The organism is Solicola gregarius, assembly GCF_025790165.1.
GTDB classification, from domain to species: Bacteria; Actinomycetota; Actinomycetes; order Propionibacteriales; family Nocardioidaceae; genus Solicola; species Solicola gregarius.
On record NZ_CP094970.1, the window covers coordinates 3,458,248 to 3,482,780 of the forward strand.

The window sequence follows — 24,533 nt, forward strand, 5'->3', positions numbered from 1 at the left end:
CATTCAGGCCGCGAACGAACGCGACCGCTTGCGGGGCTTGCGACCGAGCCAGACGGCTCGGCTGTGACACATCAGGGCAGCCGCAGCGCAGTCGATCTTCTTTGCGTGGCGGGACCTTGACGTCTTGTCGATACGGAAACCGCGGGTGTCCTCTCGCAGGACCGCGGCGGCGATATGGGCGGCGAGCGTGCCGTCGCCGGAATGGGTGAGCTGTCCCTCGATGCACGCGTTGTAGAAGTCGCCCGTGGCAGCGGTGATGCGCGACGGTGACCACGGGAACTCGACGACGGGCAGCCGCTCCGCCTCGAGGACTTGCAGGGTGCGGTTGTACCGGAACGGATCGGCCACGATCTCGGCGACGTCCCAGCGCTGGCAGGCGTCTCGTATGGTCTGCTCGACCTCGAGCACCGGGACGCGCCACTCGGGATCGTCGGCAGGCTTGGCCCACACCTTCACGACGTCGAGATGCGGCGTCGGGGAGACCGTCGCGACCACGAGCGCGGTCGAGTCCTCGCTGAACGACCCGTCCAAGCTCACGACGACCCGCGAGCCGTCCGGGATGACCTCGCCCGTGCCGAGTCCGTCCCAGACGTGCGGCGGTAGGAAACTCCCGTCGACGTCGGCAGGCAGTTGGCACAGCCGAGCACGTCGGAACGTGGCCTCGCGCGTCTTGGGCGGCAGTAGCGCCGTCATGGCGTCCTCGTGCAGGAAGTCACCAAGCGCCGGGTTGCTCAGGGTCCAGCAGTGGCGGCAGTCGACCGGATGGTCCTCGAACCCGGCGGCCGACCACTCACGGAAGATGAGGGAACGGTCCTCGGGATGCTCCGCGGCGTACTCGCGCAGGCTCAGCAGCACTTGGTCGTCGAGGTTCGGGCCAGGGGTGCCAATCGCGACCAGCACCGACCGTTCCCGCTTACCCTGCGCGAGCTGGACGACCTCGAACATGTCGCGGGAGACCACGCCGGCCTCGTCGACAATGGCGAGCACGTAGTCGAGTCCCTCGAGCGCGGCCGGCGTCGCGGGCAGCACCTGGAACGTGGAGTCGGTCAGCGGCAGTACGAGCTTGTCCCGGTAGACGTGGCAGCGGCTCGAGAGATCCTCGGACAGCTCGACCATCCGGCGAGCAGCAGAGAACGCGAGGCCGGCCTGTCGTTCGTCCACGGCGACCACAACGACGTTGGCGCCCTCACCCCAGGTGAACAGGCAGTGCAGGCCGAACGCCGCGTTGAGTGTCGTCTTGCCGGACCCGCGCGGCAGCATCTCGCCGACCGTGCGCGCCCCGGAGTCGAGCACGTCGGCGGCAATGTCGACCTGCCAGTCGCGCAGGTGGAGCTTCCCGCGCGCCCCGGTGCCCTTCGGGACTCGCAGGAACTTGTCAGCGAACGCGAGGAACCGCTCGGACTCGACCGCACTCCGAGGTCGAAACGGCAGCGGCACGAGCTCGTTCTCGAGCTTGCCCTTGTTCCCGGACCTCACGAGTCCGCCCCGTGGTCGGGCTCGGAAGTCAGGCGGTCAGGCTCAGGTGGTAGGGACCTACCACCTGCTCGCTGGTCGGCTATGACAGTCGGATGCGACACGCCGACCACCGGGGCGATCGCACGCGTACTCATGCCCGCCTCGGTCGGGGAAGGTTGAAGGCTCAAGTTCATTTGCCCCTGCGCCTTGCCCCGCGGTCCCTGACCCTTTCCGGCGGGGCGCTCCCCCTGGTCCTCACGAGCCCGCTGAGAGCCAGGACGCGACGATCCACGAGCGACGTTGCAGTCGTTGCACACGACCTCGTAGTCCTCGAGCCTCGGTGGCTTGCCGGCGTAGTGCCGACGCCACGCCTCGGGCAGGTGGTCGAGCGTCAGGTTGTCTGGACTCCCACAATCGAGGCAGAACGGCTGAAGCCTGCGAGCACGACGACTGAGCCGGTCGAACGCTGACGTGTACCCACGCTCTCGAGCCGAGCCGCGTCGTACCTCAGAGGGCAGCGGACCAGCGCAGTCAGGGCAGCGGGTATCCGACGTCGGAACGCCGCAGTCGAGGCAGGGTTTCATGCTGTTTCCTCTCCTGCCTGCCACTCCGGACTGCCACTGCCACCTATAAGAGGGGTGGCAGTGGTGGCAGTGTCACCGGGTTTGACGGCAGTCGTGGCAGTCGTGGCAGTCGTGCAGGTCAGGTCAGGGTTTCCGTCTGGCAGTGGATGGCAGTCCTCCGAACGGACGAGTTCGTGGAACGGGCGCTGTTTCGTGCCGGTGTTGGTCACGTGTCCGGCGTCTCGCAGCTCGGCTATGGCTCGGTAGTACGTGCGCTCTGGGAGTCCTGACGCCTTCATCAGCGGCGACGTGTGCGCGCCGTCGGGGAAGGTGTGGCGCAGCGTGTCGAGCAGGGTCAGTTGGGACTCGGTGGTCTTGCTCGTGTCGATACCGTCGGACCCGACCAGCACGAGGGAGCCGTCGATGGACGACGTACGCAGGTGCACGGTCACGCCGTCGGGTCCGTCCTTCATCTTCGTGTTGGTCAGCTCGAGGTTGTCCTCGTCGCGCTTGGCGTGCCATACGAAGTCGGCGTCGTCCTCGATACCGGAGTAGCCGCGGGTGTCGTTGTCGCCCTTGTCGGTGTGCGCGAGTGCGAGAGCCGATCCTTCGTTGGTGGCGCGCTTGATCCGGTCGAGGTTGTCGACGACCGCGCCCATCTCCGAGCTGTTGCCGTCAGCCGCGCCAGCGACTCGGCGCAGGGTGTCGACGATGACGAGGCCGTAGCCTCCCTGCTCGATGTGCGCGAGCAGGTGGTCGAACGCCGGGCCGGGTCGGTGGAGGTTCAGTGCTGAGCGGCGAGAGACGAACCACTCGTCGTCGACCTTCACGTTGTTGGCCCGCTCCCAGGCGGCGACGCGTGAGGCGATGCCGTACGCGCCCTCACCCGCGATGTACAGGACGGGTACGCGCTCGGCGTACCGGCCCTGCCATAGCTGACCCGTGGCGAGGCAGAGCGCCCAGTCGAGCGCTACGAACGACTTGTACGTGCCGTCACGGCCGCGGAGGATCCCGTACGAGTGGCGCGGGATGACGCCCTCGATGAGCGGCTCGGCCTGCGGCAGGTCGTTGAGCTCGCTGCGGGTCAGGAACTCGTCGTCGAACTTGGCCACGTCCTCGTCGGGGTCGTAGTCGTCGACGGGCGGGCGGTTGTTCAGGATCAGGTACCGGGTGGCGCGAGCGGTGGTGTCGTGCCGCGCCTCGGACTGTAGGCCTGTGTACGTGTCGAGGCCGATCAGAAAGTCGTTGATCGCGGGGACAGCCTCGTCGGGGATTCCGAGGTTGGCTGGGATGCCGTAGCCGTCGGGCGTGTCGGGCAGTTCGTCGCGCTTCCATGCATCCTCGACCTGCTCCATCTGCTCGGGCGTGACGGTGATCTGGGCATCGTTGAGGGTGTCGCGCAGCCAGCGGGCGAGCTGATGCGGCTCTGGCGGAATGACGCCGTCGTTCTGAACCCGGACTTCGCAGAGGACACACCAGGGATGGTCGCGGTTCGCGTGCTTGCCGATGTGGTCGTCGGTCGCGTCAGCGACCACCTGGCGGATGAGCGCACCCCTCGTCTCGGATGCGGTCGTCTCTCGGGACCCCCGCCAGTCGTCGGGATTCTTGAACGGTGGGTACGGCTGCCGAGCGGGTAGCGGATACTTGACGTCGATCACCTACGCAACCTCCTCGTCGGTGACGCCGAACACGGCGACGGCGAACAGGTCGCGGAGCAACTCGTCCTGGTCGAGTCCGTACCTCTCGATGAACGCGGCGTGATTCGAGCACGCGAGCGCGATCGCGTCGCACTCGGTGGTACCGACCGCATTGAACGCGGCGGCACGACGGCGGTAGTACGAAATCGTGCCGTGAGCCAGCGCGTCCATGATCACTCTGCGCTGAAAGTTCGCCACGTACGCGTCGCGATCCTCACCCCCTCGCGAAGTCGCCATGTCACGCGGACGCCTTGTCGTCGAACTGAGCGTCGATCCACGCGATGACGTCGACCTCGCGGTAGACGACGCGCCGGCCGAGCTTGGCGGACTTCGGGCCGGTGCCCTGATGCCGCCAGAACCGCAGGGTGGCCTCGGGGATGCCGGTCAGATCGCTGACCTCAGAGACTCGAAGTAGCTTCGTCATGCTCACAACCTCCTGGTGTGGATAAGCACACCATAACAGTACACACCAACAACGCGTGAACCAACACGCCGAGATGGTGTATGTTGTGACTATGACTGATGAGCGATTGAACGAGGCGGTAGGCGCTAACATTCGGAGGCTGCGCCAGGCGGTCAACATGTCGCAGACCGAACTCGCCCGCCACGTCGACGAGAGCTTCCGACAGCAGACGATCCTCAAGATCGAGAAGGGCTCGCGTCCGCTGAAGCTGACCGAGGCGGTCGCGATCGCGGAAGCTCTCTCGGTCAGCGTCGAGTACCTGTATCAGCCGGACGTCGAGCCTGCCGAGAAGGTGAGCCAGGTCCTGCGGCAGCTCATCGACACTGCCGAGAGCGCCCGCGCCAGCATCGCGAGCTTGGAGTATCTGCGGCGCTCGCTCGCCTTCTTGGTCGAGAAGCACGCCGGGGAGCTGCCCGCGCAACTGCGTGAGCACGCTGACGATTGGGCCGGCGACAGCCTCGCGAGCGATGTAGCCGCTCGGGGAGTCCGCGACTTCGAGGACAGTCCGATCGGGCGCGGCGGCATCACAGCCGTGCACACCGATCCACGTGCGGCATGGGGAGAGAGCGCCGATGAGGAGTAGGCAATATGGGTAGGCCACCGCTTCCGGTCGGCACCTTCGGGTCGATCTCCATCCGCGAGCTCGGTCCGAAGCGGCACCGCGCACGGGCACGCTTCCGCGACTACGACGGGCGGGTCCGGTACGTCGTGCGGTTCGGTACGTCGAAGACCGCAGCGACGAACGCGTTGAAGGGCGCCCTTGCCGATCGGTCCTCCGCGCCCGTCGACGGCGAGATCAGGGGCGAGACGAAGGTCTGCGCCGTGATCGACATCTGGCTCGAGAAGGTCGAGGTGTCCGACCGATCGAAATCGACGAAGGCCCGTTATCGGACGATCGCTGAGACGTTCGTGCGTGACGGTCTCGGCGAACTCCGGGTTCGCGAACTCAACGTGCCGGCGGTCAACCGCTTCATCGGCTCCGTACGCGCCAACCATGGAGCGCCCACGGCGAAGGGTGCGAAGACGGTGGTCTCCGGCCTCGTCAAGCTCGCGATGGCGTACGGAGCCTTGAGCGTGAACCCGGTCCGCGACTCCGACTCGATCCCGGTCCCGACTACTCCAGCGCGTGCCCTGACGCGGGATGAGGCGAAACGTCTCACGAAGATGATCAGCGCCGACGAGGACGCGATCGCCTACGATCTCGTCGACCTCTGCGTCTTCATGCTCGGCACGGGTACGCGGATCGGTGAGGCGTGCGGCCTCCGCGAGCCGCAAGTGGACCTCGACGCGGGCACGATCGAGGTCAACGCCACGGTCACCGACTTCGGGCTCGAGGAGCGGACCAAGACCGCGAGCTCGTGGCGGGTGATCGCCGTACCGCTCGGCATCGTCACGATGCTGCGCCGACGGATCGAGGAGCCGAAGATCAACACCGACGTCGTACTGTTCCCGTCGCCACTCGGCAGGATCAGGGACACGTCGAACACCGCAGGCGACCTACGGCGCGTCTTCGATCGGGCGGGCTTCGAGTGGGTCTCGTCGCACACGTTCCGCAAGACCGTTGCGACCCGGCTCGACGAGGCAGGGATGACGGCGCGGCAGATAGCCGATCACCTGGGTCACGCCCAGGTCAGCATGACTCAGGACGTGTATATGGGGCGTCGGGCGGCGAACGCGGCCGCTGCTCGGGCGTTGGAGTAAGCGGGCACTAAACGGGCACTCGCGAACCCTGGGAACGCAAAAGCCCCCGGAATACCGGGGGCAGCGTGCGGCATCAGGGACTCGAACCCCGAACCCACTGATTAAGAGTCAGTTGCTCTGCCAATTGAGCTAATGCCGCAAGAGCAGAGTTACTGTATCAGCGTCGGCCGCCATCCCCGAAATCGAGGTCAACCGTGGGCCTCGAGCAAGGCCATCGCGGCGTTGTGGCCGCCGATCCCGCTGACTGCGCCACCACGCTGTGCGCCGCTGCCGCAGAGCAGCAGTCGGGGGTGGTCGGTTGCGACGCCCCATCGCGACGCGGGGTCGTCGGCCGACCGGTCCTCGCGCCACGGCCAGCTGAGGTCACCGTGGAAGATGTGTCCGCCCGGCATCTCCAACGCGGCCTGTACGTCTTGTGGCGTCTTGGCCTCGATGCAGGGATCGCCGTTCTCGTCGCGGGCGAGCACCGACTCGATCGGCTCGTCGAGATGGGCGTCGAGCGCGGTGAGTGCGGCGTGGACGGCACCCGATCGGGCCGACTCGACGTCGGGCTCGAACACCTCGGGCGGCATGTGGAGACCGAAGTACGTCAGCGTGTGCGCGCCGGCCGCGGCGAGTTCCGGCGACAGGATCGACGGATCGGTCAGCGTGTGGCAGTACAGCTCGCCCGGTGGGTTCCTCGGCGCAACACCGCCGGCGGCCTCGTCGTACGCCTGCTGGAGCTGCGCGTACGACTCCCCGACGTGCAGGGTGCCGGCGAACGCGAGCGCGGGGTCCACGCCCGATCGAAGCCGCGGCAACCGGTCGACGAGCAGATTGAGCTTGAGCTGGGCACCCCGTGGCTCGGCGGACGGCCGCACGCCGCGGAGCCGATCGAGCACCGCCGGCGCAATCCCGCCGAGCACCCAGTCACATTCGAGCGTCGCGTCCCCAACGGCCACGGACGCGCCGTTCTCGGATAGCTCGACGCTCGTCACCGGATGCCCCGTCACGAGTCGGGCACCGGCCTCGCGAGCGACCCGGGCGAGCTCGGCGGTCACCGCGCCCATCCCGCCGACCGGGACCCTCCACTCGCCGGTTCCGTTGCCGACGAGGTGGTACAGGAAGCAGCGGTTCTGGATGAGCGTCGGGTCGCTCAACGAGGCGAAGGTCCCGATCAGGGCGTCCGTTGCAACGACCCCGCGTACGAGGTCGTCGTCGAAGCGGTTCTCGATGGCATGGCCGAGTGGCTCTTCGACCAGGTCTCGCCACACCGCTGCGTCGACCCGCGTACGTACGTCGGAGGCTGCGGGCAGGGGTTCGAGCAGGGTGGGCGCCACGGCCTGTGCGAAGTCGCCGACCTCGGCGTAGAAGCGCCGCCACGCGTCGTACTCGCGATCGGATCCGGTCACCGTACGAAACGAGTCGGCCGTCACCGGACCCTCGTCCTGCTCGACGTAGAGCCCACCGGCGCGACCATCGACGAGCGTCGGCGTGAACGAGGCGGTCGGACGGGAGCGGAGGTCGAGGTTCAGCCCGAGCTCGGCGATCAGCTCGTCCGGCATGACGCTCACGAGGTACGAGTAGCGCGACAACCGAGCGTCGACCCCGGGGAAGGGACGCTCGCTGACGGCAGCCCCGCCGACGTGATCGGACCGCTCGAGCACGACGACGTCGAGTCCCGCTCGCGAGAGGTACGCCGCGGCCACGAGGGCATTGTGTCCGCCGCCGACGATCGCCACATCGCAGTGTCGGGGGAGCTGCGTCTCAGGTGCCATCCGGGCAGGGTATCTGGCGCGGCGCATCGTGGAGTCGGTGTGCGATCGGTGGATACCTATTCCACCGGTGCCACACCGACGTCGGAAAGGCGGCCGTCAGCGTGGCGCGTGCGTGCCCCAACCGAGGGTGCGGGTCACCGCCTCGTTCCAGTTGTGCGCCTCGCCCGCGCGATGCGTCGGGTCCATCGCCGGGCGCCAGAGCGCGGCGCGATGCCAGTTGCGACGCAGCACAGCAAGGTCGGCCCAATAGCCGACGGCGAGCCCCGCGACGTACGCAGCGCCGAGCGACACCGTCTCGGACACGAGCGGACGCTCCACCGGCACATCGAGCACATCGGCGATGAACTGCATCAGCAGATGGTTCGCGGTCATCCCGCCGTCGACGCGCAGCGACCGCAACGAGATGTGCGACGCCTTGATCGCCTCGACGACCTCCCATGTCTGCCAACCGGTGGCCTCGAGGACCGCCCGCGCGAGATGTCCCTTCTCGACGTACGACGTGAGGCCGACGATCACCCCGCGCGCATCGGGCCGCCATCGTGGTGCGAAGAGCCCCGAGAACGCGGGCACGATGTAGCAGCCGCCGTTGTCGTCGACCGTACGCGCGAGCGTCTCGATCTGCGGTGCCGACGGGATCATCTCGAGGGCGTCGCGTAGCCACTGCACGAGCGATCCCGTCATCGCGATCGAGCCCTCCAACGCGTACCGCGCACCGCCGTCGCCGTCGACGTACGCGACGGTCGGGATCAGCCCGTCGGAGGAGTCGATGATCCGGTCGCCGGTGTTGACGAGCAGGAACGCACCGGTGCCGTACGTGCATTTCGCCTCCCCGCTCGCGAAGCACGTCTGCCCGAACAGCGCAGCCTGCTGGTCGCCGATCGCGCCACCGATGCGTACGCCGGGCAGCACGGCGGAGCAGCGGCCGTACACCTGCGAGTTCGGGCGGATCTCGGGCAGCATCTGCTCGGGGATGTCGAGTACGTCGAGGAGTCGCTGGTCCCACTCGAGCGTGCGCAGGTTCATCATCATCGTGCGACTCGCGTTGGTGACGTCGGTGACGTGCACGCCGCCGTCGGGGCCGCCGGTCAGCTTCCAGACCAGCCAGCTCTCCATCGTGCCGAACATCGCACGTCCGGTACGGGCGCGTTCCTCCAGCCGCGGCACGTTGTCGAGCAGCCACCGCAGCCGAGGACCTGAGAAGTACGCCGACGGGTGTAGGCCGGCGAGCTCGCGGAACAGGTTGACGTGTCCCGCCGCCTCGATCTGCTCGACGATCGAGTCGGTACGGGTGTCCTGCCAGGTGATGGCGGGAGCGAGCGTACGGCCGGTGTGTGGATCCCACACCACGGTCGTCTCACGCTGGTTGGCGATGCCGAGGGCGGCAACGTCGTCGAGGGACGCATCCGCGTCTCGTAAGGCGTTCGGCACGATCTTCTCGACGATCCGCCAGATCTCGTCGGCGTCGTGTTGGACCCACCCCGGCCGCGGGTACGTGTGGTGGTGCTCGCGCTGGGCGACGGCGAGCATTCGGCCGTCATGGTCGAACAGCAGGCAGCGGGTGGACGTCGTGCCCTGGTCGATCGCGGCGATGACCGATCCGCTCATCGCGCCTGGCCGATCGCGCGCGTGATCGTGCGAGCCATCGCGTTGAGGTGCCGCGAGAGCGTCGCATCGGGGGCGCCGTTCGAGTCGAAGAGGCGATCGACGGGGCCGACCAGCTCGAGCGCGGCAACTCCGAGCCCGGCCGGTCCGCGAAGCGGCACGGCGACACCGCCGGTGCCCGGCCGGTACTCCCCGCGGTCTCCCGCGATGCCGGCCTCGCGTACGCGGGCGACCTCGCGTTCGAGCCGAGTGGAGGTCACGAGCGTCCGCCGGGTGAACCGGTCCATGCTGCGCTGGTCCTGCGGGGGCAGGCCAGGCGCGAACGCGAGCAACGCCTTGCCCGCCGCCGTCGCGTGCAGTGGCAGCTCCTCGCCGATCCGCAGATCCTGCGGACTGTTGTCCGGGCGGAACACGTGATGGATCACCTCGGCGCCATCGGCCGTCGGTACCGCGATGATCGTCTCGAGGTGGGTGAGAGCGGCGAGCGAGTCCGTCCAGCCCATCGCGATCGAGCGCAGGTCGTGCGGATCGATGCGGGCCTGTTCGAGCATGTCGAACGCCCGACCGAGGCTGTAGCGGCGGGACTCGCGATCCTGTCGTACGAAGTCGCCGGCCTGCAGAGTACGTACGATGCCGTGCGCGGTCGGCTTCGCCAGCCCCAACATGGTCGCGATCTCATGCAATGCGAGCGGCCTGCCCGTACGGCCCAGGACGGTCAGCACCGCCATCGCGCGCTCGACCGACTGCACGTTCCCGGGCATCGGATTACCTCCTAGCGTTCGACATGGTCGAACGCTACACGTTGACCTGTGTCACATCGAGGCCATACCGTCGCGGCAGTCGCGCAGGCAACCGGGATTCCGACGGCGCGGCATTGGCGAGGCCGCCGGATCGGCGACCGTGAAGACGAAATGCAGGGAGTTCATGTCTCTAGGCGAAGTGTTCGTGAGTGAAGTGATCGGCACCGGCATGCTCACGCTGCTCGGTGTCGGTGTCGTAGCCAACGTCCTGCTCGGCAAGACGAAGGGCAGAGGCGTCGGCGGTGACTGGCTGCTGGTCAACATCGGCTGGGGTCTCGCGGTCATGGCCGGCGTCTTCGCCGCGTACAAGTCGGGCGCCCACCTGAACCCCGCCGTGACGTTCGGGATCATGTCGTCCGGCGCCGATACGTACGGCGGCGTGGCCGATGTCGATGTCGACTTCGGATCGACGATCGTCTACCTCTGTGGCGAGATGGTCGGCGCGTTCCTCGGCGCCGTCTTGGCATGGGCCGCGTACAAGCAGCACTATGACGACCCGGACGCGGAGCCGGCAGCGAAGCTCGGCACGTTCTCGACCGGGCCGGAGATTCGCAACTACGCCTGGAACTTCGTGACCGAGGTGATCGCGACCTTCGTGCTCGTCTACATCATCGTGAGCCTCGGCCCAGGAGACTCTCCCGCCGAGCTCGGCGCGTTGTACGTCGCCCTGCTCGTCGTCGGTATCGGTGCCTCGCTCGGCGGGCCCACCGGATACGCCATCAACCCCGCCCGCGACCTGGGCCCACGGATTGCGCACTTCCTCCTGCCCATCAAGGGCAAGGGGGGTAGCGACTGGTCATACGCGTGGGTGCCGATCGCCGGCCCGATCGTGGGAGGCGTGATCGCGGGACTCCTCTCGCAGGTCACCTTCTGATCGCGCCCCAACACCACACAGACCAGTCGCAGCACAGGAGGAGACACCATGGCTGACTTCGTCGGCTCGATCGACCAGGGCACCACGAGCACCCGATTCATGATCTTCGACCACGGCGGCAACGAGGTCGCCCGCCACCAGCTCGAGCACGAGCAGATCCTGCCGCAGGCCGGCTGGGTGGAGCACAACCCGGTCGAGATCTGGGAGCGGTCGTCGGCGGTGATCCAGACCGCTCTCGGCAAGGCCGGACTGACCTCGAACGACCTCGCCGCCTTCGGCATCACCAACCAACGCGAGACCACCGTCGTCTGGGACCGCAACACCGGGCGTCCGTACTACAACGCGATCGTCTGGCAGGACACCCGAACCGACCGCATCGCTTCCGCGCTCGAGCGCGAGGGCAAGGGCGACGTCATCCGGCAGAAGGCCGGCCTGCCGCCCGCGACGTACTTCTCGGGCGGCAAGATCCAGTGGATCTTCGAGAACGTCGACGGGGTACGCGCGGCCGCCGAGCGCGGCGATGCGCTGTTCGGCAACACCGACTCGTGGCTGCTCTGGCATCTGACCGGCGGTACGAACGGCGGCGTGCACGTGACCGACGTGACGAACGCGAGTCGCACCATGCTGATGAACCTCGAGACGCTCGACTGGGACGAAGAGCTGCTCGGGTTCTTCGACATCCCGCGCCAGATGCTGCCGACGATCAAGCCGTCGTCCTCACCCGAGCCGTACGGCATGACGCTGCGACACGGGCCGGTGGCCGGTGAGGTGCCGCTGACCGGCGCGCTCGGCGACCAGCAGGCGGCAACGGTCGGCCAGGTCTGCTTCAGCCCGGGCGAGGCGAAGAACACGTACGGCACCGGCAACTTCATGCTGCTGAACACCGGCACCGAGATCGTCCGCTCGCAGAACGGCCTGCTGACCACGCCGTGCTACAAGTTCGGCGACGAGCCGGCCGTCTACGCGCTCGAGGGCTCGATCGCGGTGACGGGCTCGGCGGTTCAGTGGCTACGCGACCAGCTCGGCATCATCAGCGGCGCGGCCCAGTCCGAGTCGCTCGCCCGGCAGGTCGAGGACAACGGCGGCGTGTACTTCGTGCCGGCCTTCTCCGGACTGTTCGCGCCGTACTGGCGCTCGGATGCACGCGGCGCGATCGTCGGCCTCTCCCGGTTCAACACCAACGCGCATCTCGCCCGGGCGACCCTCGAGAGCATCTGCTACCAGAGCCGCGACGTTTCCGACGCGATGACCGCCGACTCCGGCGTGGAGCTCGAGACGCTCAAGGTCGACGGTGGGGTGACGGCCAACGACCTGTGCATGCAGATCCAGGCCGACATCCTCGGCGTACCCGTCAGCAGGCCGGTCGTTGCCGAGACGACCGCCCTCGGTTCCGCGTACGCGGCAGGCCTCGCGGTCGGGTTCTGGCAGAACACCGAGGAGCTGCGGCAGAACTGGAACGAGTCGCAGCGGTGGGAACCGGCGTGGACTGACGAGCAGCGGGAGGAAGGCCACGCGCGCTGGAAGAAGGCGGTCACGCGTACGCTCGACTGGGTGGACGTCGAGTGAGTTCGTCACACTGATCCATCAGCAATGACGGGGAGCCGTAGATGAAGCCGATCGCCCTCTCACCAGACCAGCGCGCAGAGGCACTGCGACGCATGGCCGACGAGACGCTCGACATCCTCGTGATCGGCGGCGGCGTCGTGGGCGCTGGGAGCGCCCTCGACGCCGCGACCCGCGGCCTCTCGGTCGGACTCGTTGAGGCGCGCGACTTCGCATCCGGTACGTCGAGCCGTTCGAGCAAGCTGATCCACGGTGGCCTGCGGTACCTCGAGATGCTCGACTTCCGGCTCGTCGCGGAGGCACTGCAGGAGCGCGGCCTGCTGATCCAGACGATCGCGCCGCATCTGATCCGTCCGGTTCCGTTCGTCTACCCGCTCAAGGGTCGGGTGTGGGAGCGGCTCTACGCAGGTTCGGGGGTCGCGCTGTACGACACGCTCGGTCTGCTGTCCGGGCGTTCGCGAGGCGTTCCGCACCATCGGCATCTGACCCGGCGCGGCGCGCGCAGGATCGTGCCGTCGTTGCGCAAGGACGCCCTCATCGGCGCACTGCAGTACTACGACGCGCAGGTCGACGACGCGCGGCTCACCATGTTCCTGGCGCGCACCGCGGCCGCGTACGGTGCCGCGGTCGTCAGCCGGACCCGCGTCGTTTCGCTGCTGCGCGAGGGCGAGCGGGTGACCGGCGCGCGCGTCATCGACCTCGAGTCGGGCGAGGAGTTCGAGATCCGCGCGCGTCAGGTGGTCAACGCCACGGGGGTCTGGACCGACGAGACGCAGTCGCTCGCCAACGAGCGCGGGCAGTTCCACGTACGCGCGAGCAAGGGCATCCACCTCGTGGTGCCACGCGATCGCATTCGCTCCGAGTCCGGTCTGATCCTGCGCACGGAGAAGTCGGTGCTCTTCGTCATCCCGTGGGGTCGGCACTGGATCATCGGCACGACCGACACCGACTGGACGTTGAGCAAGGACCATCCGGCGGCCAGCCAGAGCGACATCGACTATCTGCTCGAGCACGTGAACGCGGTGCTCGAGGTGCCGTTGACGCGCGCCGACGTCGAGGGTGTCTACGCGGGTCTGCGGCCGCTGCTGGAGGGCGAGTCCGACGCGACGTCGAAGCTGTCGCGCGAGCACGCCGTGGCGCACAGCGTCCCCGGTCTGGTCGTCATTGCGGGCGGCAAGTTCACGACGTACCGCGTGATGGCCAAGGACGCCGTCGACGAAGCAGTGCACGGGTTGTCGCAGGTGCTCGATCGTCGGGTGCCCGACTCGTGCACCGAGACGATTCCACTGCTCGGTGCGGACGGTTTCGACGCGTGGTGGAACCAGCGGCACAAGCTCTCGCGCAGCAGCGAGCTGCACGAGGCGCGTATCGAGCACCTGCTCGGGCGATACGGCTCGCTGATCGGCGAGCTGCTCGCGCTGGTCGCCGACGACGCGTCGCTGGGCAAGCCGATCGGCGGTGCCGACGACTACTTGCGCGCCGAGGTCGTGTACGCCGTCACGCACGAGGGAGCACGGCATCTCGACGACGTGCTGACCCGGCGTACGCGGGTCTCGATCGAGACGTTCGACCGAGGTACGAGCTGCGCGGCCGAGGTCGCCGAGCTGATGGCGGGCGTGCTCGGATGGGACGACGCCCAGCGCGACCGCGAGGTCGAGCACTACGTGAAGCGCGTCGAGGCCGAGCGGGAGAGCCAGGAGATGCCCGACGACGAGACCGCCGACGCCGCCCGGATGGGCGCACCCGACGTCGTACCGGTCTCGACGGGCTGAGTTTTCTCCGCATCACCCGCGTGAAACGTTCGACTTCGGTCGAGCGTTGGATCCGTAGGATCCGGTGCGGAAGTGGGGGACTCTGGTGGATGACACGCCGTCAGCCGTACGCGGCGTGCTCGCGCTGGCAGGTCTGGGCTTGTCGGCCTTCACGTTCAACACCACGGAGAGTCTTCCGGTCGGGCTGCTCGACCTGATCACCTGCCGACCCACGCGGTCCGGAGCGCGGCGACGATCTCGCGACGGGTTCGGGCGTCGATCCGCGACCCGGTTGCGAGCGTGAGCGGCACGGGCGACAGCGTCGGGAGGTGGGTGACCGGCGCGATGCCCGGTCCGTGGTTCGAGGTGCTCGGCAGCGCGGTGACACCGACGCCGTCGCGTACGGCTGTGAGCAGGCTCGTCAGGTCGATGCACTCCCGGGTGACGACGCGTTGCGCTCCGCTCGCGTCGAGCATGCGGTCGCGTACGACGCACGGAGCGGAGAACGCGACGACGTCGTTCGGATCCGGTGACTTGTCCGTAGCGGCGAACCACGTGAGCGGCACATCGCCGACGTCGATCGTGGTGCTACCGAGAGGGCCGAACCCGATCGCGACGTCGGCCCTGTGCTCGTGGACGAACTCGCGTAACCGTGCGCTGCGGTGGAAGCGGAGACCGATCGGCGTTCGGGGATGTTTCGCGGACAGCACGTCGACGACGGCGCTCAGCATCGGTTCAGACACCTGCTCTGTCGAAGCGATCACGATCGCGTCGTCGTCGGCGCCGGCAAGGCGGTCGACCGCGTCGTCATGTGCCGCCACCAGGCGGTACGCCTCGCGGAGCACATCCTCGCCTCGCGTCGTGAACGCGATGTTGCGGCCCTGCCTGGTGACGATCGCGAAACCGAGCTGGCTCTCGAGGCGACGGATATGACCGCTGACCGCCGCCTGCGAGAGATGCAGGGAATCTGCCGCCCGACGCACGCCGGCGAAGGAAGCCACCGCGACCAGGCTGCGTAGGCACGTCACATCGAGATTCGGCACACCGCCATCGTCGTCAGTCCGATCCGCCACGGCAAGATCGTTCACGATTCGTGATCGGTCCAGCACGGCCGCTCCGGTGGGCGCGATGGTCGCGGATATGAAGCAGCATGCCGATTCGACCCTGTCCGTCACCACGGTGATCCTGTATGCCTCGGGCTATCCGTTCGGTGCGCTCACGCTCGGGTACCTGAGCCCGTTCCTGCTCATCCTGCTGCGTTTCGCGCTGTCGGCGATCCTGCTGTGGGCGGTGGTGGCGTTCCGGCGTACGCCGATGCCCCGGGCCGGTTCGCTCGCACCCTGCGTCGTTGCCGGGGTCCTCGTACAGGGAGTGCAGTTCCTGGGGCTCTACTGGGGCATGTCGCACGGCGTCAGCCCGGGGATCGCGGCCCTCGTCATCGCGATGAACCCCGTCGCCACCGCGATCATCGGCCGCTTCTTCCTCGGTCATCGGGAGGACGTCTGGGGGCTGGTCGCGCTGGCCGCGGCCGTTGCGGGGATTCTGCTGGCGACCTTGCCCACGGTGCTGGCGGATCCCGCGATCGGCATCGGAATCGTCACCACGTTGATGGGGCTGGCCGGCCTGTCGGTCGGGTCGATCCTGCAGAGCCGGATCCGCGGCGGGGTCGACCCGATCGTGTTCACAGCGATCGGTGTGACCGCGTCACTGCCGCTGGCCGCTGTCGCCTGCCTCACCACGGACGCACGTCTCGAGCACCCGCTGCGGGCCGGTCTCCTGCTCGCCGTCGTCGTGGTCGTCAGCGCCGTCGGGACCACGCTGTACGCCGCGTGTGTTCGTCGCATGGGCCCTCGTACGGCGGCGATCCTGTTCGCGGTCATCCCCGCCCTTGCATCCGTGTTCGCCTGGGCGATCAACGACGATCCGATCGCCGGGCCGACCTTCATCGCACTCCTGCTCGGTGCGCTCGCGTGTACCGCCCAGGCTCGGTCGCGTCGTTCTGGTGGGCAGCCTCGTGCGATGAGCATGGCCACCGACGCTTGAGCGGTCAGGCGACCACAGAGCGGGTCGCCGAGCAGCTACGAAACGGCCCCGGGCGTACCTGCCCGGGGCCGTTCGAATGGGGTGAGTGACGGGGCTTGAACCCGCGACCCTCGGCACCACAAGCCGATGCTCTACCAGCTGAGCTACACCCACCACGCACACGCGGCATCCACCGCGTGCGGCCCCAGAGAGTGTAGCCGGTCAGTCCTGATCGGCGCCGCGCAGGGACCCACCGTGTTCGGCGGCGAGGCCGCGTGCCGTCTCGCTGTCGGGGCCCGGCTGAGGTACGAACACCGCCGACCGGTAGTAGCGCAGTTCCTCGATGCTCTCCTGGATGTCGGCGAGTGCCCGATGGTTGCCCGACTTCTCCGGCGCGGCGTAGTAGACGCGCGGGTACCAGCGGCGCGAGAGCTCCTTGATCGACGAGACGTCGACGATCCGGTAGTGGAGGTACGCCTCGAGCTCGGGCATGTCTCGGACGAGGAACGCCCGGTCGGTGCCGACGGAGTTGCCGGCGAGCGGTGCCTTGCGCGGCTCGCTCACGTGCTCGCGTACGCAGGTGAGCACGGCGTCCTCGGCGTCGGCAAGGGTCATGCCGCCGTCGAGCTCCTCGAGGAGGCCCGAGTCGGTGTGCATCGACGTGACGAAGTCGTTCATCTGCTCCAGCGCGGCCTGGGGCGGCTTGACGATGACGTCGATGCCGTCTCCCACCACATTCAGCTCGAAGTCGGTGACGAGCACCGCCACCTCGATCAGGGCGTCGTGCACCAGGTCGAGGCCGGTCATCTCGCAGTCGATCCACACCAGCTTGTCATCCACGGCCAGCCACCCTAGCCCCCATGCGCGTCATCTACCGCATCGTCGGCCTTTCGCTGGGGAGCCGGTGGGCGCATCAGGCCGCTGCGATCGAGCGCGTACGCGATCAGCACGATGACGAACAGCCCAACGCAGCCTGCGATCGTCGAGGCGACCGGCGCACCCGCGTAGATCAGCACCGCGCCGGCAAGGGCGAGCGCCGGGATGCTCCACAGCACCAGCGCTCGAAGCGCGCTGACGGGGCGCGCGACGTGGCGCCGACCTGACCGAGACATCCGTTTCTCCCCGCTATGGTGGCCCAATCGTAATGCCAGGCACGGACGAAGGAGGCGGAACCGTTGGGCACCACACCGTCGGATCGTCGCGAGCGCGCCGAGCAGATGCGTCAGGACCGCGAGCGCGGCGAACGGCGACGCCGCAACCTGATCACCGGCGGGATCGTCGGCGCCGTCGTGTTCCTCGTCGCCGTGGCAGCGGTCGCGATCAGTACCTCTGCCGACGACGACGGCCCGGACGCCGAGGCGAGCGACTTCCCCACGGATGCGATCGTGTACGACCAGGAGTCGGCAACAGGGGAGTCGTCGAGCGACGACCCGGTCGACGTCGTGGTCTACGAAGACTTCCAGTGTCCGCACTGTGCCGCGTTCGACATCGAGACTCGCGACGTCGTGACGGAGTACGTCGAGGACGGCACCATCCGCGTCGCGTACGAGCCGCTCAACTACCTCGACCAGGCGATGGGCGGTGCGACCGAGTACTCGCTGCGGGCTGCGAACGCGGCGACCTGCGTGTACGAGAGCGGGGGCGGCACGGCGTTCCACGAGTTCGCCGCGCTGCTGTTCGACAATCAGCTGGCCGAGGGAAGCGCCGGCTTCACCGATCGGCAGCTGGCCGCGTACGCCAAGCAGGCCGGGGTGGACGATCTCGGGTCCTGCCTGTCGAAGGTGCCCCACCAGCAGCAGATCGAGGAGCGTACCCGCACCTTCGCGACCTCGAGGGTCGGCGAGAACGGTACGCCGACCGTCCTCGTCGACGGCGAACGGTTGGCGAGCAACAGCGCCGAGGCGCTCCAGTCGGCGATCGAGGACGCCGCGTAGTCGCCATTCGACCGGCGCCCGGTATCCTGGGCCGCGGTCACGCAGCGTCCGCACCTCGGGGAACCATCGACGGGTGGCGTGCGTTGGCCGTGAGAACCCTGCCCCGCCCGCACCGTAGTGCCGAACGCGCCTCGTACGAGAAGGCTGCGTGCTGAGGAGAGAAGACCTTGAGCAGCAAGAACCAGCGCCCGGACCGCCGCGCCCGCGCCGAGCAGATGCGCAAAGAGCGCGAACGCGCCGCGAAGCGCCGCCGCAACGGCATCACCATCGGCATCGTCGTCGTTGTCGTCGCGCTCATCGCGGTCGCCGGCTTCGGCATCTACCAGGCGACCGAAGACGACGCTGAGGCCGGATCGACCCCGAGTGGCGCGACGAGTGACGGCGGGTTCGTCGTCGACCAGAAGGCGCTTACCGGCGAGTCGTCGGGCGACGCGCCGGTCGACGTCGTCCTGTACGAGGACTTCCAGTGCCCCGGGTGCAAGGCGTTCGAGACGTCGACCCGGTCGATCGTCGACCAGTACATCAAGGACGGCACGATCAACGTCGAGTACCGGCCGCTGAACTTCATCGACGGCAACATGGGCGGCCAGACGGAGTACTCGCTGAAGTCCGCGAACGCCGCCATCTGCGTGTACGAGGAGGCCGGCGCGAAGGCCTTCTACGAACTGCACACGCAGCTGTTCGACAACCAGATGGAAGAGGGCGGCCCGGGCTTCACCGACCAGCAGTACGAGGACTTCGCGGGCGAGGTCGGCGCCGACGGTGTGGGCTCGTGCATCTCCGATATGCCGTACGGGGACTTCGTCAAGGACACCACCAAGGCCTTCCTCAAGGAGGGCTACAGCAGCACGCCGACGATCCTGGTCGACGGCGAGGCGCTCAAGGGAGAGTCCGAGGGCACGCTGCCGACGCCGGACGCGTTCAAGGCGGCGATCGACAAGGCCGCTCAGTCGTGAGCCTCGGGTGGTGACCCTCCGGCGAGGGTCGCTACCTGCGTTGTGAGTGCGGCTACTGTGTGCGCCATGCGCAGTCGTCACCTCAGCCTGGTTGTCAACAGATCGCCAGAACACGTGTCTGCATTCGCGTCCGACCCCGAGAACCTCCCGAAGTGGGCGGCGGGATTGGCGCAGAGCGACGTCACGAGGGACGGCGACTCGCTCCTCGCCGACTCCCCGATGGGGCGCGTCCGCTTCACCTTCGTGCCACCGAACGACCACGGCGTACTCGACCACGACGTGACCTTGCCGTCGGGGGAGACCGTGAACAACCCGTTCCGGGTCATCGCGCATCCCGAGGGGTCCGAGTTGATCTTCACCCTTCGGGACCGCGACCGGACAAACGAGGAGTTCGATCGCGACACCGACATGGTGCGTGCGGATCTGGAACGTCTGAAAGCGCTGCTCGAGCGGTGACGCCGGCGTTCAGCCGATTCGTTCGGTGATGGCTGCGCCGAGCGACGTGGTCGTACCGGCGCCGCCGAGATCGGGCGTGACGACGTCGGCTGAGCGCTCGGCGAGCACCGACTCGATGGAGTCCAGGATCGACTGACCGGCAGCGGCGTGCCCGAGGTGCTCCAACATCATTGCGGCGCTCCAGATCTGTCCGACGGGGTTCGCGACGCCCTTGCCGGCGATGTCCGGTGCCGAACCGTGCACCGGCTCGAACAGGCTGGGGTGCGCCCGCTCGGGGTTGATGTTCGCGCTGGGGGCCACCCCGATGGTGCCGGTGCATGCGGGGCCGAGATCCGAGAGGATGTCGCCGAACAGGTTGCTGGCGACGACGACGTCGAAGTGGCCGGGGCGCAGTACGAAGTTCGCCGCGAGGATGTCGATGTGGAACTGGTCGCGGTCGACGTCGGGATAGCGGGCGCCGATCTCGGCAACCCGCTCGTCCCAGTACGGCATGGAGATCGAGATGCCGTTGCTCTTGGTCGCCGAGGTCAGATGCTTCGCCTCGCGGCGTTGCGCGAGCTCGAAGGCGTACGTCACAACGCGGTCGACACCCACGCGGGTCATGACGGTCTCCTGTACGACGAACTCGCGGTCGGTGCCCTCGAACATCCTGCCGCCGATGCTGGAGTACTCACCCTCGGTGTTCTCGCGTACGACGACGAAGTCGATGTCTCCGGGCTCGCGCCCGGCGAGCGGACTCGGCACTCCCGGCAGTAGCCGGCACGGGCGCAGGTTGACGTACTGGTCGAAGCCTCGCCTGAACTGCAGGAGGCTGCCCCACAAGGAGACGTGGTCGGGTACGACGTCCGGCCAGCCGACCGCGCCGAACAGGATGGCGTCGAAGCCCTCGAGCACGTCGTACCAGTCCGACGGGAGCATCTCGCCGTGCTTCTCGTAGTACTCGGCGGACGCGAAGTCGAACTCGGTGAAGTCGACCGAGACGTCATGCGTACGCGCGGCCGCCTCGACCGCGCGGAGGCCCTCGGGCATGACCTCCTTGCCGATGCCGTCGCCGGGAATGACTGCGATGGAGTGGGTCGTCATACGTCTCCTCGTGGTGTCGGTGAGTGCGACGGTACGTCGTCAGAGTTCGGCGTGATGACAGGCCACCGATTGTCCCGCCGGGGTCATCCTCGTCTCCGGTACGAGCCGCGAGCAGATCTCGGTCGCCTTCGTGCAGCGGGTATGGAAGTGGCATCCCGGCGGCGGGCTCATCGGGCTGGGCAGGTCACCGGTCAGCACGATGCGCTCCCGCGTACGCTCCGCCCGCGGATCGGGTAGCGGAATCGACGACAGCAGGGCTTGCGTGTACGGATGGCGCGGCGTGGCGTACACCTCGTCGGCGGGTCCGCTCTCGACGATCCTGCCGAGGTACATCACGCCTACCTGGTGGCTCAGGTGTCGCACGACCGACAGATCGTGCGAGATGAACAGGTACGTCAGCCCGAGCGTGTCCTGCAGATCGCAGAGCAGGTTCAGGACCCCGGCCTGGACGCTCACGTCGAGCGCGCTCACCGGCTCGTCCAAGACGATGACGTCCGGCTCGACAGCGAGTGCGCGGGCAATGCCGACGCGCTGTCGCTGCCCACCCGACAGCTCGTGTGGATAGCGCCCCGCCCATTCGGGGTTCAGGCCGACCTGCTCGAGCAAAGCGCGTACGCGCTCGTCCCGCTTGCCCGCATGCAGACCGTGGATGGTGAGCGGTTCGCGAACGATGGAGCGGATCGACATCCGAGGGTTGAGGGACGCGAACGGATCCTGGAACACCGTCTGGACCTTGCGGCGAACGTCGCGCAGTTGTCCGCCACGCAGCCGGGTGATCTCGTCGTCGCCGACCATCACCGTGCCGTCATCGGGCTCGTTCAGACGCGCGGCACAGCGTCCCAACGTGCTCTTGCCGCAACCGGTCTCACCGACGAGTCCGTACGTCGTCCCCGCGGGGACCCTGATGCTGACGCCCGAGACCGCTTGCACGGATCCACTTCGGCGTCCGAGTACGCCGCGGCGTACCGCGTACGTCTTGATCAGGTCGGTGAGTTCGAGGGTCTTCATCGCAGCAGTCCGTTCTGGAGCTCGCTCGCACGTACGCAGTAGGACGCGTGACCGGCCGACATCGTGGTCATCGGTGGAACGGACGTGGTGCACGCGTCGACGGTGTGTGCGCAGCGCGGCGCGAATCGGCAGCCCGGAGGGAGCGCGGTGGAGTCCGGCGGCTGGCCGTCGATCTGGAACAGACGCTGGCGGGCACCTGCCGAGTTCAGCCCGGGCAATGACGCCAGCAGGCCCGCGGTGTACGGGTGTGCGGTCTCGTAGAAGAGCGAGTCGACATCCGCGACCTCGACCTGGCGGCCGGCGTACATCACCAGCACCCGGTCCGCCACACCGGCAACGACTCCCAGGTCATGGGTGATCAGGATGATCGCGGTGCCCGTACGTTCGCGAATCCGGCGGAACACGTCGAGCACCTGCGCCTGCACCGTGACGTCGAGTGCGGTCGTCGGCTCGTCGGCGATCAGCAGCGCGGGGTCGTTGATGATGCTCATCGCGATCATGGCTCGTTGCCGCATGCCGCCGGAGAACTCATGTGGGTACTGGTCCATGCGTTCCTGTGGCGCCGGAATGCCGACGACGTCGAGCGTCTCGATCGCGCGCTCGCGCATGGCAGACCGGGAGAGATCCGTGCGGTGCGCACGGATCGCCTCGAGCAGCTGGTCGCCCACCGTGTGCACGGGATTCAACGCGGTGAGCGCGTCCTGGAACACCATGGCGATGTCGTTGCCGCGCAGCGTACGCATGGACTCGTCCGAGCGGTCGAGGAGCTCCTGTCCGCGGAACCGCACCGACCCCGTGACGTTCGCGCCACGCGGCAGCAGACCGAGGACGGCGAGGGAGGCCATGCTCTTGCCGGAACCGGACTCTCCGACGATCCCCAGCGTCTCGCCCGGCGTGACGGTGAAGCCGAGACCGTCGACGGTCACGGCCTCGGTCGCGCCGTGCCCGTACGTGACGCGCAGGTCGTCGACGGTCAGGAGTGGGTCGGTCAGATCTGATGTCATAGGTTCTTGCCTTGCGGGTCGAGTGCGTCGCGGAGGCCGTCGCCGACGAAGTTGACCGCGAGCACGGTCGTCAGAATGAGCAGGCCGGGGAAGTAGAGCAGGTACGCCTCGGGCGTGCCGACCAGACCGGAGGCGGTGCTCAACAAGGAACCCCAGCTCGACGACGGCGGCTGCACGCCGAATCCGAGAAAGCTCAGAGTCGACTCGATGATGATCGCCGTCGCGACCGTGAGCGACATGTTGACCGCGATGATGCCCGCGAGATTTGGCAGGATGTGGCGTACGACGATGCGCGGCGGGGAGGCACCGATGGATCGGGCGGCGTCGACGAACTCCCGCTCGCGCAGGCTGAGCACCTGCGATCGCGCGATCCGTGCGACGTACGTCCAGCCGATCGCCGCGAGCACCATGACGATCGCCGGCGTCGACTGGCCCAATGCCTCCAGGGCGAGAGCGAGGATGGCGATCGCGGGAACGATCAGGAACAGATCGGTGATGCGCATGACGAGCTCGTCGACGACCCCGCCTGCGTACCCGGCGATGGTGCCGACCAGGGTGCCGAACGCCGTCGACAGCATCGCGACCGCGAGCCCGACAGCGAGCGAGACCCGCCCTGCGTACAGCAGCTCGCTCAGGTAGTCGCGGCCCAGCTCGTCGGTCCCGAACCAGTGCGCGGCCGACGGAGGCGTCGGACCGAGAGTGAGGTCCTGCGCGCCACGGGGCGACGGCGCCACCACGTCGGCGCCGAACGTCGCGATCGCGAGCACGATCAGTACGAGCAGGCCGAGAACGGCGAGTCGGTGGCGCGCGAAGCGGCGTACGAATGCCTTCCGGGTAGACGTCTCGGCCGATGCCGTCCCGTTGGGAGTCGCGGTCATCGCAGTCTCACTCTCGGATCGAGTACGGCGTAGCTGAGATCGGCGATGAGGTTGCAGGCGACGACCGCTACCGCGACGATCATCATCCAGGGGATGAGGACGTACACGTCGCCGGCTTGGAGCGAGTCCAAGAACAGTCGACCCATGCCCGGGATCGAGAAGATCTGCTCGGTGACGACCAGTCCGCCGAACAGCAGGGCGGCGTCGAGCGCGACCACGGTGACGAACGGTGCGAGCGCGTTGCGGGCCGCGTGGTTCCAGATGATTCGTCGACGACGGACGCCCTTGGCGCGCGCCGTTCGGATGTAGTCGCTCGAAAGGCTGTCGAGCATCGCCGCTCGCCCGTACCGGCTCCAGCTCGCCACCAGGGCGATGGTCAGCGTGAGCACCGGGAGCACGAGGTGGCGCACGTAGTCGAGGTTGAACCCGGACTCGCCGGGGGAGTGCAGCCCGATGAAGTACAGGAACGGCTCATCGGTGTCCACGTACTGCATCGGGCCGACGGCGAGCAGCTGGATCAGGATCAACCCGAACCAGAACGCCGGCATCGCGACACCGATGTACGAAAGGCCGGTGAGCAGATGATCGCCCCACGAGTACCGGTGGACGGCGGAGAAGACGGCGATCGAACCGGCAACGAGGACACCGCACAGCAGCGCCCATGCGATCAGTTGCGTGGTCGGCCACAGCGCGTCCGCGATCATCGGGCGGACGTCGCCGCTCGTCCGCGTACTGACGCCCCAGTTGCCGGTCACGAACTCCTTGAGCCACAGGGCGTACTGCTCGGGAACCGGCTTGTCCAGCCCGAGCCGTTCGGTCTCGCGCTGAACGAGGCCGGGGTCACGCGACTGTCGCAGCTTCGCCAGCGGGTCGAACGCCGCGCGGACGGCCCAGAACAGGACGAAGGACGCGACGAGCACGACCGGCACGGAGTAGACGAGGCGGCGCAGTACGTACCCGATCATG

General features: G+C 67.9%; 24 protein-coding genes and 2 tRNA genes. 9 read left to right on the top strand and 17 right to left on the bottom strand.

The annotated features are described in order from the left end of the window. Window positions 1-3: 3 nt before the first annotated feature. The 4 genes from L0C25_RS16985 to L0C25_RS17000 form a co-directional block, all read right to left on the bottom strand. The gene (locus L0C25_RS16985; RefSeq protein ID WP_271632879.1) at window positions 4-1,476 is read right to left on the bottom strand and encodes a terminase large subunit domain-containing protein; all 1,473 of its coding nucleotides are present in this window, start codon (window positions 1,474-1,476) and stop codon (window positions 4-6) included. Window positions 1,477-2,035: 559 nt separating this feature from the next. Then, entirely contained in the window at window positions 2,036-3,676 is a 1,641-nt protein-coding gene (locus L0C25_RS16990) for an AAA family ATPase (RefSeq protein ID WP_271632880.1), read from the bottom strand. After that, on the bottom strand, window positions 3,677-3,952 hold the full coding sequence (locus tag L0C25_RS16995; protein WP_271632881.1) for a hypothetical protein: 276 nt from the start codon (window positions 3,950-3,952) through the stop codon (window positions 3,677-3,679). Between the two features lies 1 nt (window position 3,953). Beyond that, window positions 3,954-4,139: a helix-turn-helix transcriptional regulator gene (locus tag L0C25_RS17000; RefSeq protein WP_271632882.1), complete on the bottom strand. Its 186-nt coding sequence runs from the start codon at window positions 4,137-4,139 to the stop codon at window positions 3,954-3,956. Window positions 4,140-4,230: 91 nt separating this feature from the next. On the opposite strand from L0C25_RS17000, the gene L0C25_RS17005 reads away from it, so the two are divergent. After that, entirely contained in the window at window positions 4,231-4,761 is a 531-nt protein-coding gene (locus L0C25_RS17005) for a helix-turn-helix transcriptional regulator (RefSeq protein ID WP_271636848.1), read from the top strand. Between the two features lie 5 nt (window positions 4,762-4,766). Next, window positions 4,767-5,879, top strand: coding sequence for a tyrosine-type recombinase/integrase (locus tag L0C25_RS17010; protein ID WP_271632883.1), 1,113 nt, complete (start codon window positions 4,767-4,769; stop codon window positions 5,877-5,879). Between the two features lie 66 nt (window positions 5,880-5,945). Here the strand turns inward: L0C25_RS17010 and L0C25_RS17015 are convergent. The 4 genes from L0C25_RS17015 to L0C25_RS17030 form a co-directional block, all read right to left on the bottom strand. After that, a tRNA-Lys gene (locus L0C25_RS17015) sits at window positions 5,946-6,018 on the bottom strand. Between the two features lie 49 nt (window positions 6,019-6,067). Beyond that, window positions 6,068-7,636, bottom strand: a complete 1,569-nt coding sequence (locus L0C25_RS17020; protein WP_271632884.1) for a phytoene desaturase family protein — start codon at window positions 7,634-7,636, stop codon at window positions 6,068-6,070. 96 nt (window positions 7,637-7,732) lie between these two features. Then, window positions 7,733-9,241 (bottom strand): glycerol kinase GlpK, encoded by a 1,509-nt coding sequence (gene glpK / locus L0C25_RS17025; protein WP_271632885.1) that lies wholly within the window; start codon window positions 9,239-9,241, stop codon window positions 7,733-7,735. After that, complete coding sequence (locus L0C25_RS17030) at window positions 9,238-9,999, bottom strand: IclR family transcriptional regulator (RefSeq protein ID WP_271632886.1); 762 nt, start codon at window positions 9,997-9,999, stop codon at window positions 9,238-9,240. Before L0C25_RS17030 ends, glpK (L0C25_RS17025) begins: the two co-directional genes overlap by 4 nt. A 163-nt stretch (window positions 10,000-10,162) precedes the next feature. Here L0C25_RS17030 and L0C25_RS17035 point away from each other — a divergent pair, with 163 nt between their 5' ends. From L0C25_RS17035 to L0C25_RS17045, 3 genes are read left to right on the top strand one after another with little or no spacing between them, the layout of a single operon-like run. Next, window positions 10,163-10,912 carry an MIP/aquaporin family protein gene (locus L0C25_RS17035; protein ID WP_271632887.1) on the top strand — a complete coding sequence of 250 codons (750 nt, stop codon included), beginning with the start codon at window positions 10,163-10,165 and terminating at the stop codon, window positions 10,910-10,912. A gap of 48 nt (window positions 10,913-10,960) precedes the next feature. Continuing rightward, window positions 10,961-12,478 carry a glycerol kinase GlpK gene (gene glpK / locus L0C25_RS17040; protein ID WP_271632888.1) on the top strand — a complete coding sequence of 506 codons (1,518 nt, stop codon included), beginning with the start codon at window positions 10,961-10,963 and terminating at the stop codon, window positions 12,476-12,478. Window positions 12,479-12,519: 41 nt separating this feature from the next. Continuing rightward, window positions 12,520-14,247 (top strand): glycerol-3-phosphate dehydrogenase/oxidase, encoded by a 1,728-nt coding sequence (locus L0C25_RS17045; protein WP_271632889.1) that lies wholly within the window; start codon window positions 12,520-12,522, stop codon window positions 14,245-14,247. 197 nt (window positions 14,248-14,444) lie between these two features. Here L0C25_RS17045 and L0C25_RS17050 read toward each other — a convergent pair whose 3' ends face one another. Beyond that, a complete protein-coding gene (locus tag L0C25_RS17050) occupies window positions 14,445-15,299 on the bottom strand; it encodes a LysR family transcriptional regulator (protein WP_271632890.1) in 855 nt (284 codons plus the stop codon). Window positions 15,300-15,366: 67 nt separating this feature from the next. On the opposite strand from L0C25_RS17050, the gene L0C25_RS17055 reads away from it, so the two are divergent. Further along, window positions 15,367-16,269 (top strand): DMT family transporter, encoded by a 903-nt coding sequence (locus tag L0C25_RS17055; RefSeq protein WP_271632891.1) that lies wholly within the window; start codon window positions 15,367-15,369, stop codon window positions 16,267-16,269. Window positions 16,270-16,346: 77 nt separating this feature from the next. Here L0C25_RS17055 and L0C25_RS17060 read toward each other — a convergent pair. The 3 genes from L0C25_RS17060 to L0C25_RS17070 all read right to left on the bottom strand — a co-directional run bounded on the left by L0C25_RS17060 (window position 16,347) and on the right by L0C25_RS17070 (window position 17,360). Beyond that, a tRNA-His gene (locus tag L0C25_RS17060) sits at window positions 16,347-16,422 on the bottom strand. A gap of 48 nt (window positions 16,423-16,470) precedes the next feature. Further along, window positions 16,471-17,088 carry an oligoribonuclease gene (gene orn, locus L0C25_RS17065; protein WP_271632892.1) on the bottom strand — a complete coding sequence of 206 codons (618 nt, stop codon included), beginning with the start codon at window positions 17,086-17,088 and terminating at the stop codon, window positions 16,471-16,473. Between the two features lie 11 nt (window positions 17,089-17,099). After that, entirely contained in the window at window positions 17,100-17,360 is a 261-nt protein-coding gene (locus tag L0C25_RS17070) for a hypothetical protein (RefSeq protein ID WP_271632893.1), read from the bottom strand. Window positions 17,361-17,423: 63 nt separating this feature from the next. On the opposite strand from L0C25_RS17070, the gene L0C25_RS17075 reads away from it, so the two are divergent. The 3 genes from L0C25_RS17075 (at window position 17,424) to L0C25_RS17085 (ending at window position 19,594) form a co-directional block, all read left to right on the top strand. Next, window positions 17,424-18,182: a DsbA family protein gene (locus tag L0C25_RS17075; RefSeq protein ID WP_271632894.1), complete on the top strand. Its 759-nt coding sequence runs from the start codon at window positions 17,424-17,426 to the stop codon at window positions 18,180-18,182. Window positions 18,183-18,349: 167 nt separating this feature from the next. Continuing rightward, window positions 18,350-19,138: a DsbA family protein gene (locus L0C25_RS17080; protein WP_271632895.1), complete on the top strand. Its 789-nt coding sequence runs from the start codon at window positions 18,350-18,352 to the stop codon at window positions 19,136-19,138. Between the two features lie 66 nt (window positions 19,139-19,204). Beyond that, window positions 19,205-19,594, top strand: coding sequence for an SRPBCC family protein (locus L0C25_RS17085; RefSeq protein ID WP_271632897.1), 390 nt, complete (start codon window positions 19,205-19,207; stop codon window positions 19,592-19,594). Between the two features lie 9 nt (window positions 19,595-19,603). On the opposite strand, the gene L0C25_RS17090 is transcribed toward L0C25_RS17085, so the two are convergent. The 5 genes from L0C25_RS17090 to L0C25_RS17110 are packed head-to-tail and all read right to left on the bottom strand — an operon-like array spanning window position 19,604 to window position 24,532. After that, window positions 19,604-20,677: a tartrate dehydrogenase gene (locus L0C25_RS17090; protein ID WP_271632899.1), complete on the bottom strand. Its 1,074-nt coding sequence runs from the start codon at window positions 20,675-20,677 to the stop codon at window positions 19,604-19,606. A gap of 39 nt (window positions 20,678-20,716) precedes the next feature. Next, the gene (locus tag L0C25_RS17095) at window positions 20,717-21,685 is read right to left on the bottom strand and encodes an ABC transporter ATP-binding protein (protein ID WP_271632901.1); all 969 of its coding nucleotides are present in this window, start codon (window positions 21,683-21,685) and stop codon (window positions 20,717-20,719) included. Continuing rightward, window positions 21,682-22,689: an ABC transporter ATP-binding protein gene (locus tag L0C25_RS17100; protein ID WP_271632902.1), complete on the bottom strand. Its 1,008-nt coding sequence runs from the start codon at window positions 22,687-22,689 to the stop codon at window positions 21,682-21,684. The genes L0C25_RS17095 and L0C25_RS17100 overlap by 4 nt, the downstream gene beginning before the upstream one ends. Further along, window positions 22,686-23,567 (bottom strand): ABC transporter permease, encoded by an 882-nt coding sequence (locus L0C25_RS17105; RefSeq protein WP_271632903.1) that lies wholly within the window; start codon window positions 23,565-23,567, stop codon window positions 22,686-22,688. Before L0C25_RS17105 ends, L0C25_RS17100 begins: the two co-directional genes overlap by 4 nt. Continuing rightward, the gene (locus L0C25_RS17110; RefSeq protein WP_271632904.1) at window positions 23,564-24,532 is read right to left on the bottom strand and encodes an ABC transporter permease; all 969 of its coding nucleotides are present in this window, start codon (window positions 24,530-24,532) and stop codon (window positions 23,564-23,566) included. Before L0C25_RS17110 ends, L0C25_RS17105 begins: the two co-directional genes overlap by 4 nt. Window position 24,533: the final 1 nt, after the last annotated feature.

Excerpts from the sequence above, each read along its gene's own strand:
- L0C25_RS17110 (WP_271632904.1), bottom strand. The coding sequence starts at position 24,532 with ATGATCGGGTACGTACTGCGCCGCCTCGTCTACTCCGTGCCGGTCGTG.
- L0C25_RS17045 (WP_271632889.1), top strand. The coding sequence starts at position 12,520 with ATGAAGCCGATCGCCCTCTCACCAGACCAGCGCGCAGAGGCACTGCGA.
- L0C25_RS17010 (WP_271632883.1), top strand. The coding sequence starts at position 4,767 with ATGGGTAGGCCACCGCTTCCGGTCGGCACCTTCGGGTCGATCTCCATC.
- glpK (WP_271632888.1), top strand. The coding sequence starts at position 10,961 with ATGGCTGACTTCGTCGGCTCGATCGACCAGGGCACCACGAGCACCCGA.
- L0C25_RS17070 (WP_271632893.1), bottom strand. The coding sequence starts at position 17,360 with ATGTCTCGGTCAGGTCGGCGCCACGTCGCGCGCCCCGTCAGCGCGCTT.
- L0C25_RS17000 (WP_271632882.1), bottom strand. The coding sequence starts at position 4,139 with ATGACGAAGCTACTTCGAGTCTCTGAGGTCAGCGATCTGACCGGCATC.
- L0C25_RS17020 (WP_271632884.1), bottom strand. The coding sequence starts at position 7,636 with ATGGCACCTGAGACGCAGCTCCCCCGACACTGCGATGTGGCGATCGTC.
- L0C25_RS16995 (WP_271632881.1), bottom strand. The coding sequence starts at position 3,952 with ATGGCGACTTCGCGAGGGGGTGAGGATCGCGACGCGTACGTGGCGAAC.
- L0C25_RS17005 (WP_271636848.1), top strand. The coding sequence starts at position 4,231 with ATGACTGATGAGCGATTGAACGAGGCGGTAGGCGCTAACATTCGGAGG.
- L0C25_RS17030 (WP_271632886.1), bottom strand. The coding sequence starts at position 9,999 with ATGCCCGGGAACGTGCAGTCGGTCGAGCGCGCGATGGCGGTGCTGACC.
- L0C25_RS17055 (WP_271632891.1), top strand. The coding sequence starts at position 15,367 with ATGAAGCAGCATGCCGATTCGACCCTGTCCGTCACCACGGTGATCCTG.
- glpK (WP_271632885.1), bottom strand. The coding sequence starts at position 9,241 with ATGAGCGGATCGGTCATCGCCGCGATCGACCAGGGCACGACGTCCACC.
- L0C25_RS17085 (WP_271632897.1), top strand. The coding sequence starts at position 19,205 with ATGCGCAGTCGTCACCTCAGCCTGGTTGTCAACAGATCGCCAGAACAC.
- L0C25_RS17095 (WP_271632901.1), bottom strand. The coding sequence starts at position 21,685 with ATGAAGACCCTCGAACTCACCGACCTGATCAAGACGTACGCGGTACGC.
- L0C25_RS17035 (WP_271632887.1), top strand. The coding sequence starts at position 10,163 with ATGTCTCTAGGCGAAGTGTTCGTGAGTGAAGTGATCGGCACCGGCATG.
- L0C25_RS17090 (WP_271632899.1), bottom strand. The coding sequence starts at position 20,677 with ATGACGACCCACTCCATCGCAGTCATTCCCGGCGACGGCATCGGCAAG.
- L0C25_RS17105 (WP_271632903.1), bottom strand. The coding sequence starts at position 23,567 with ATGACCGCGACTCCCAACGGGACGGCATCGGCCGAGACGTCTACCCGG.
- L0C25_RS17100 (WP_271632902.1), bottom strand. The coding sequence starts at position 22,689 with ATGACATCAGATCTGACCGACCCACTCCTGACCGTCGACGACCTGCGC.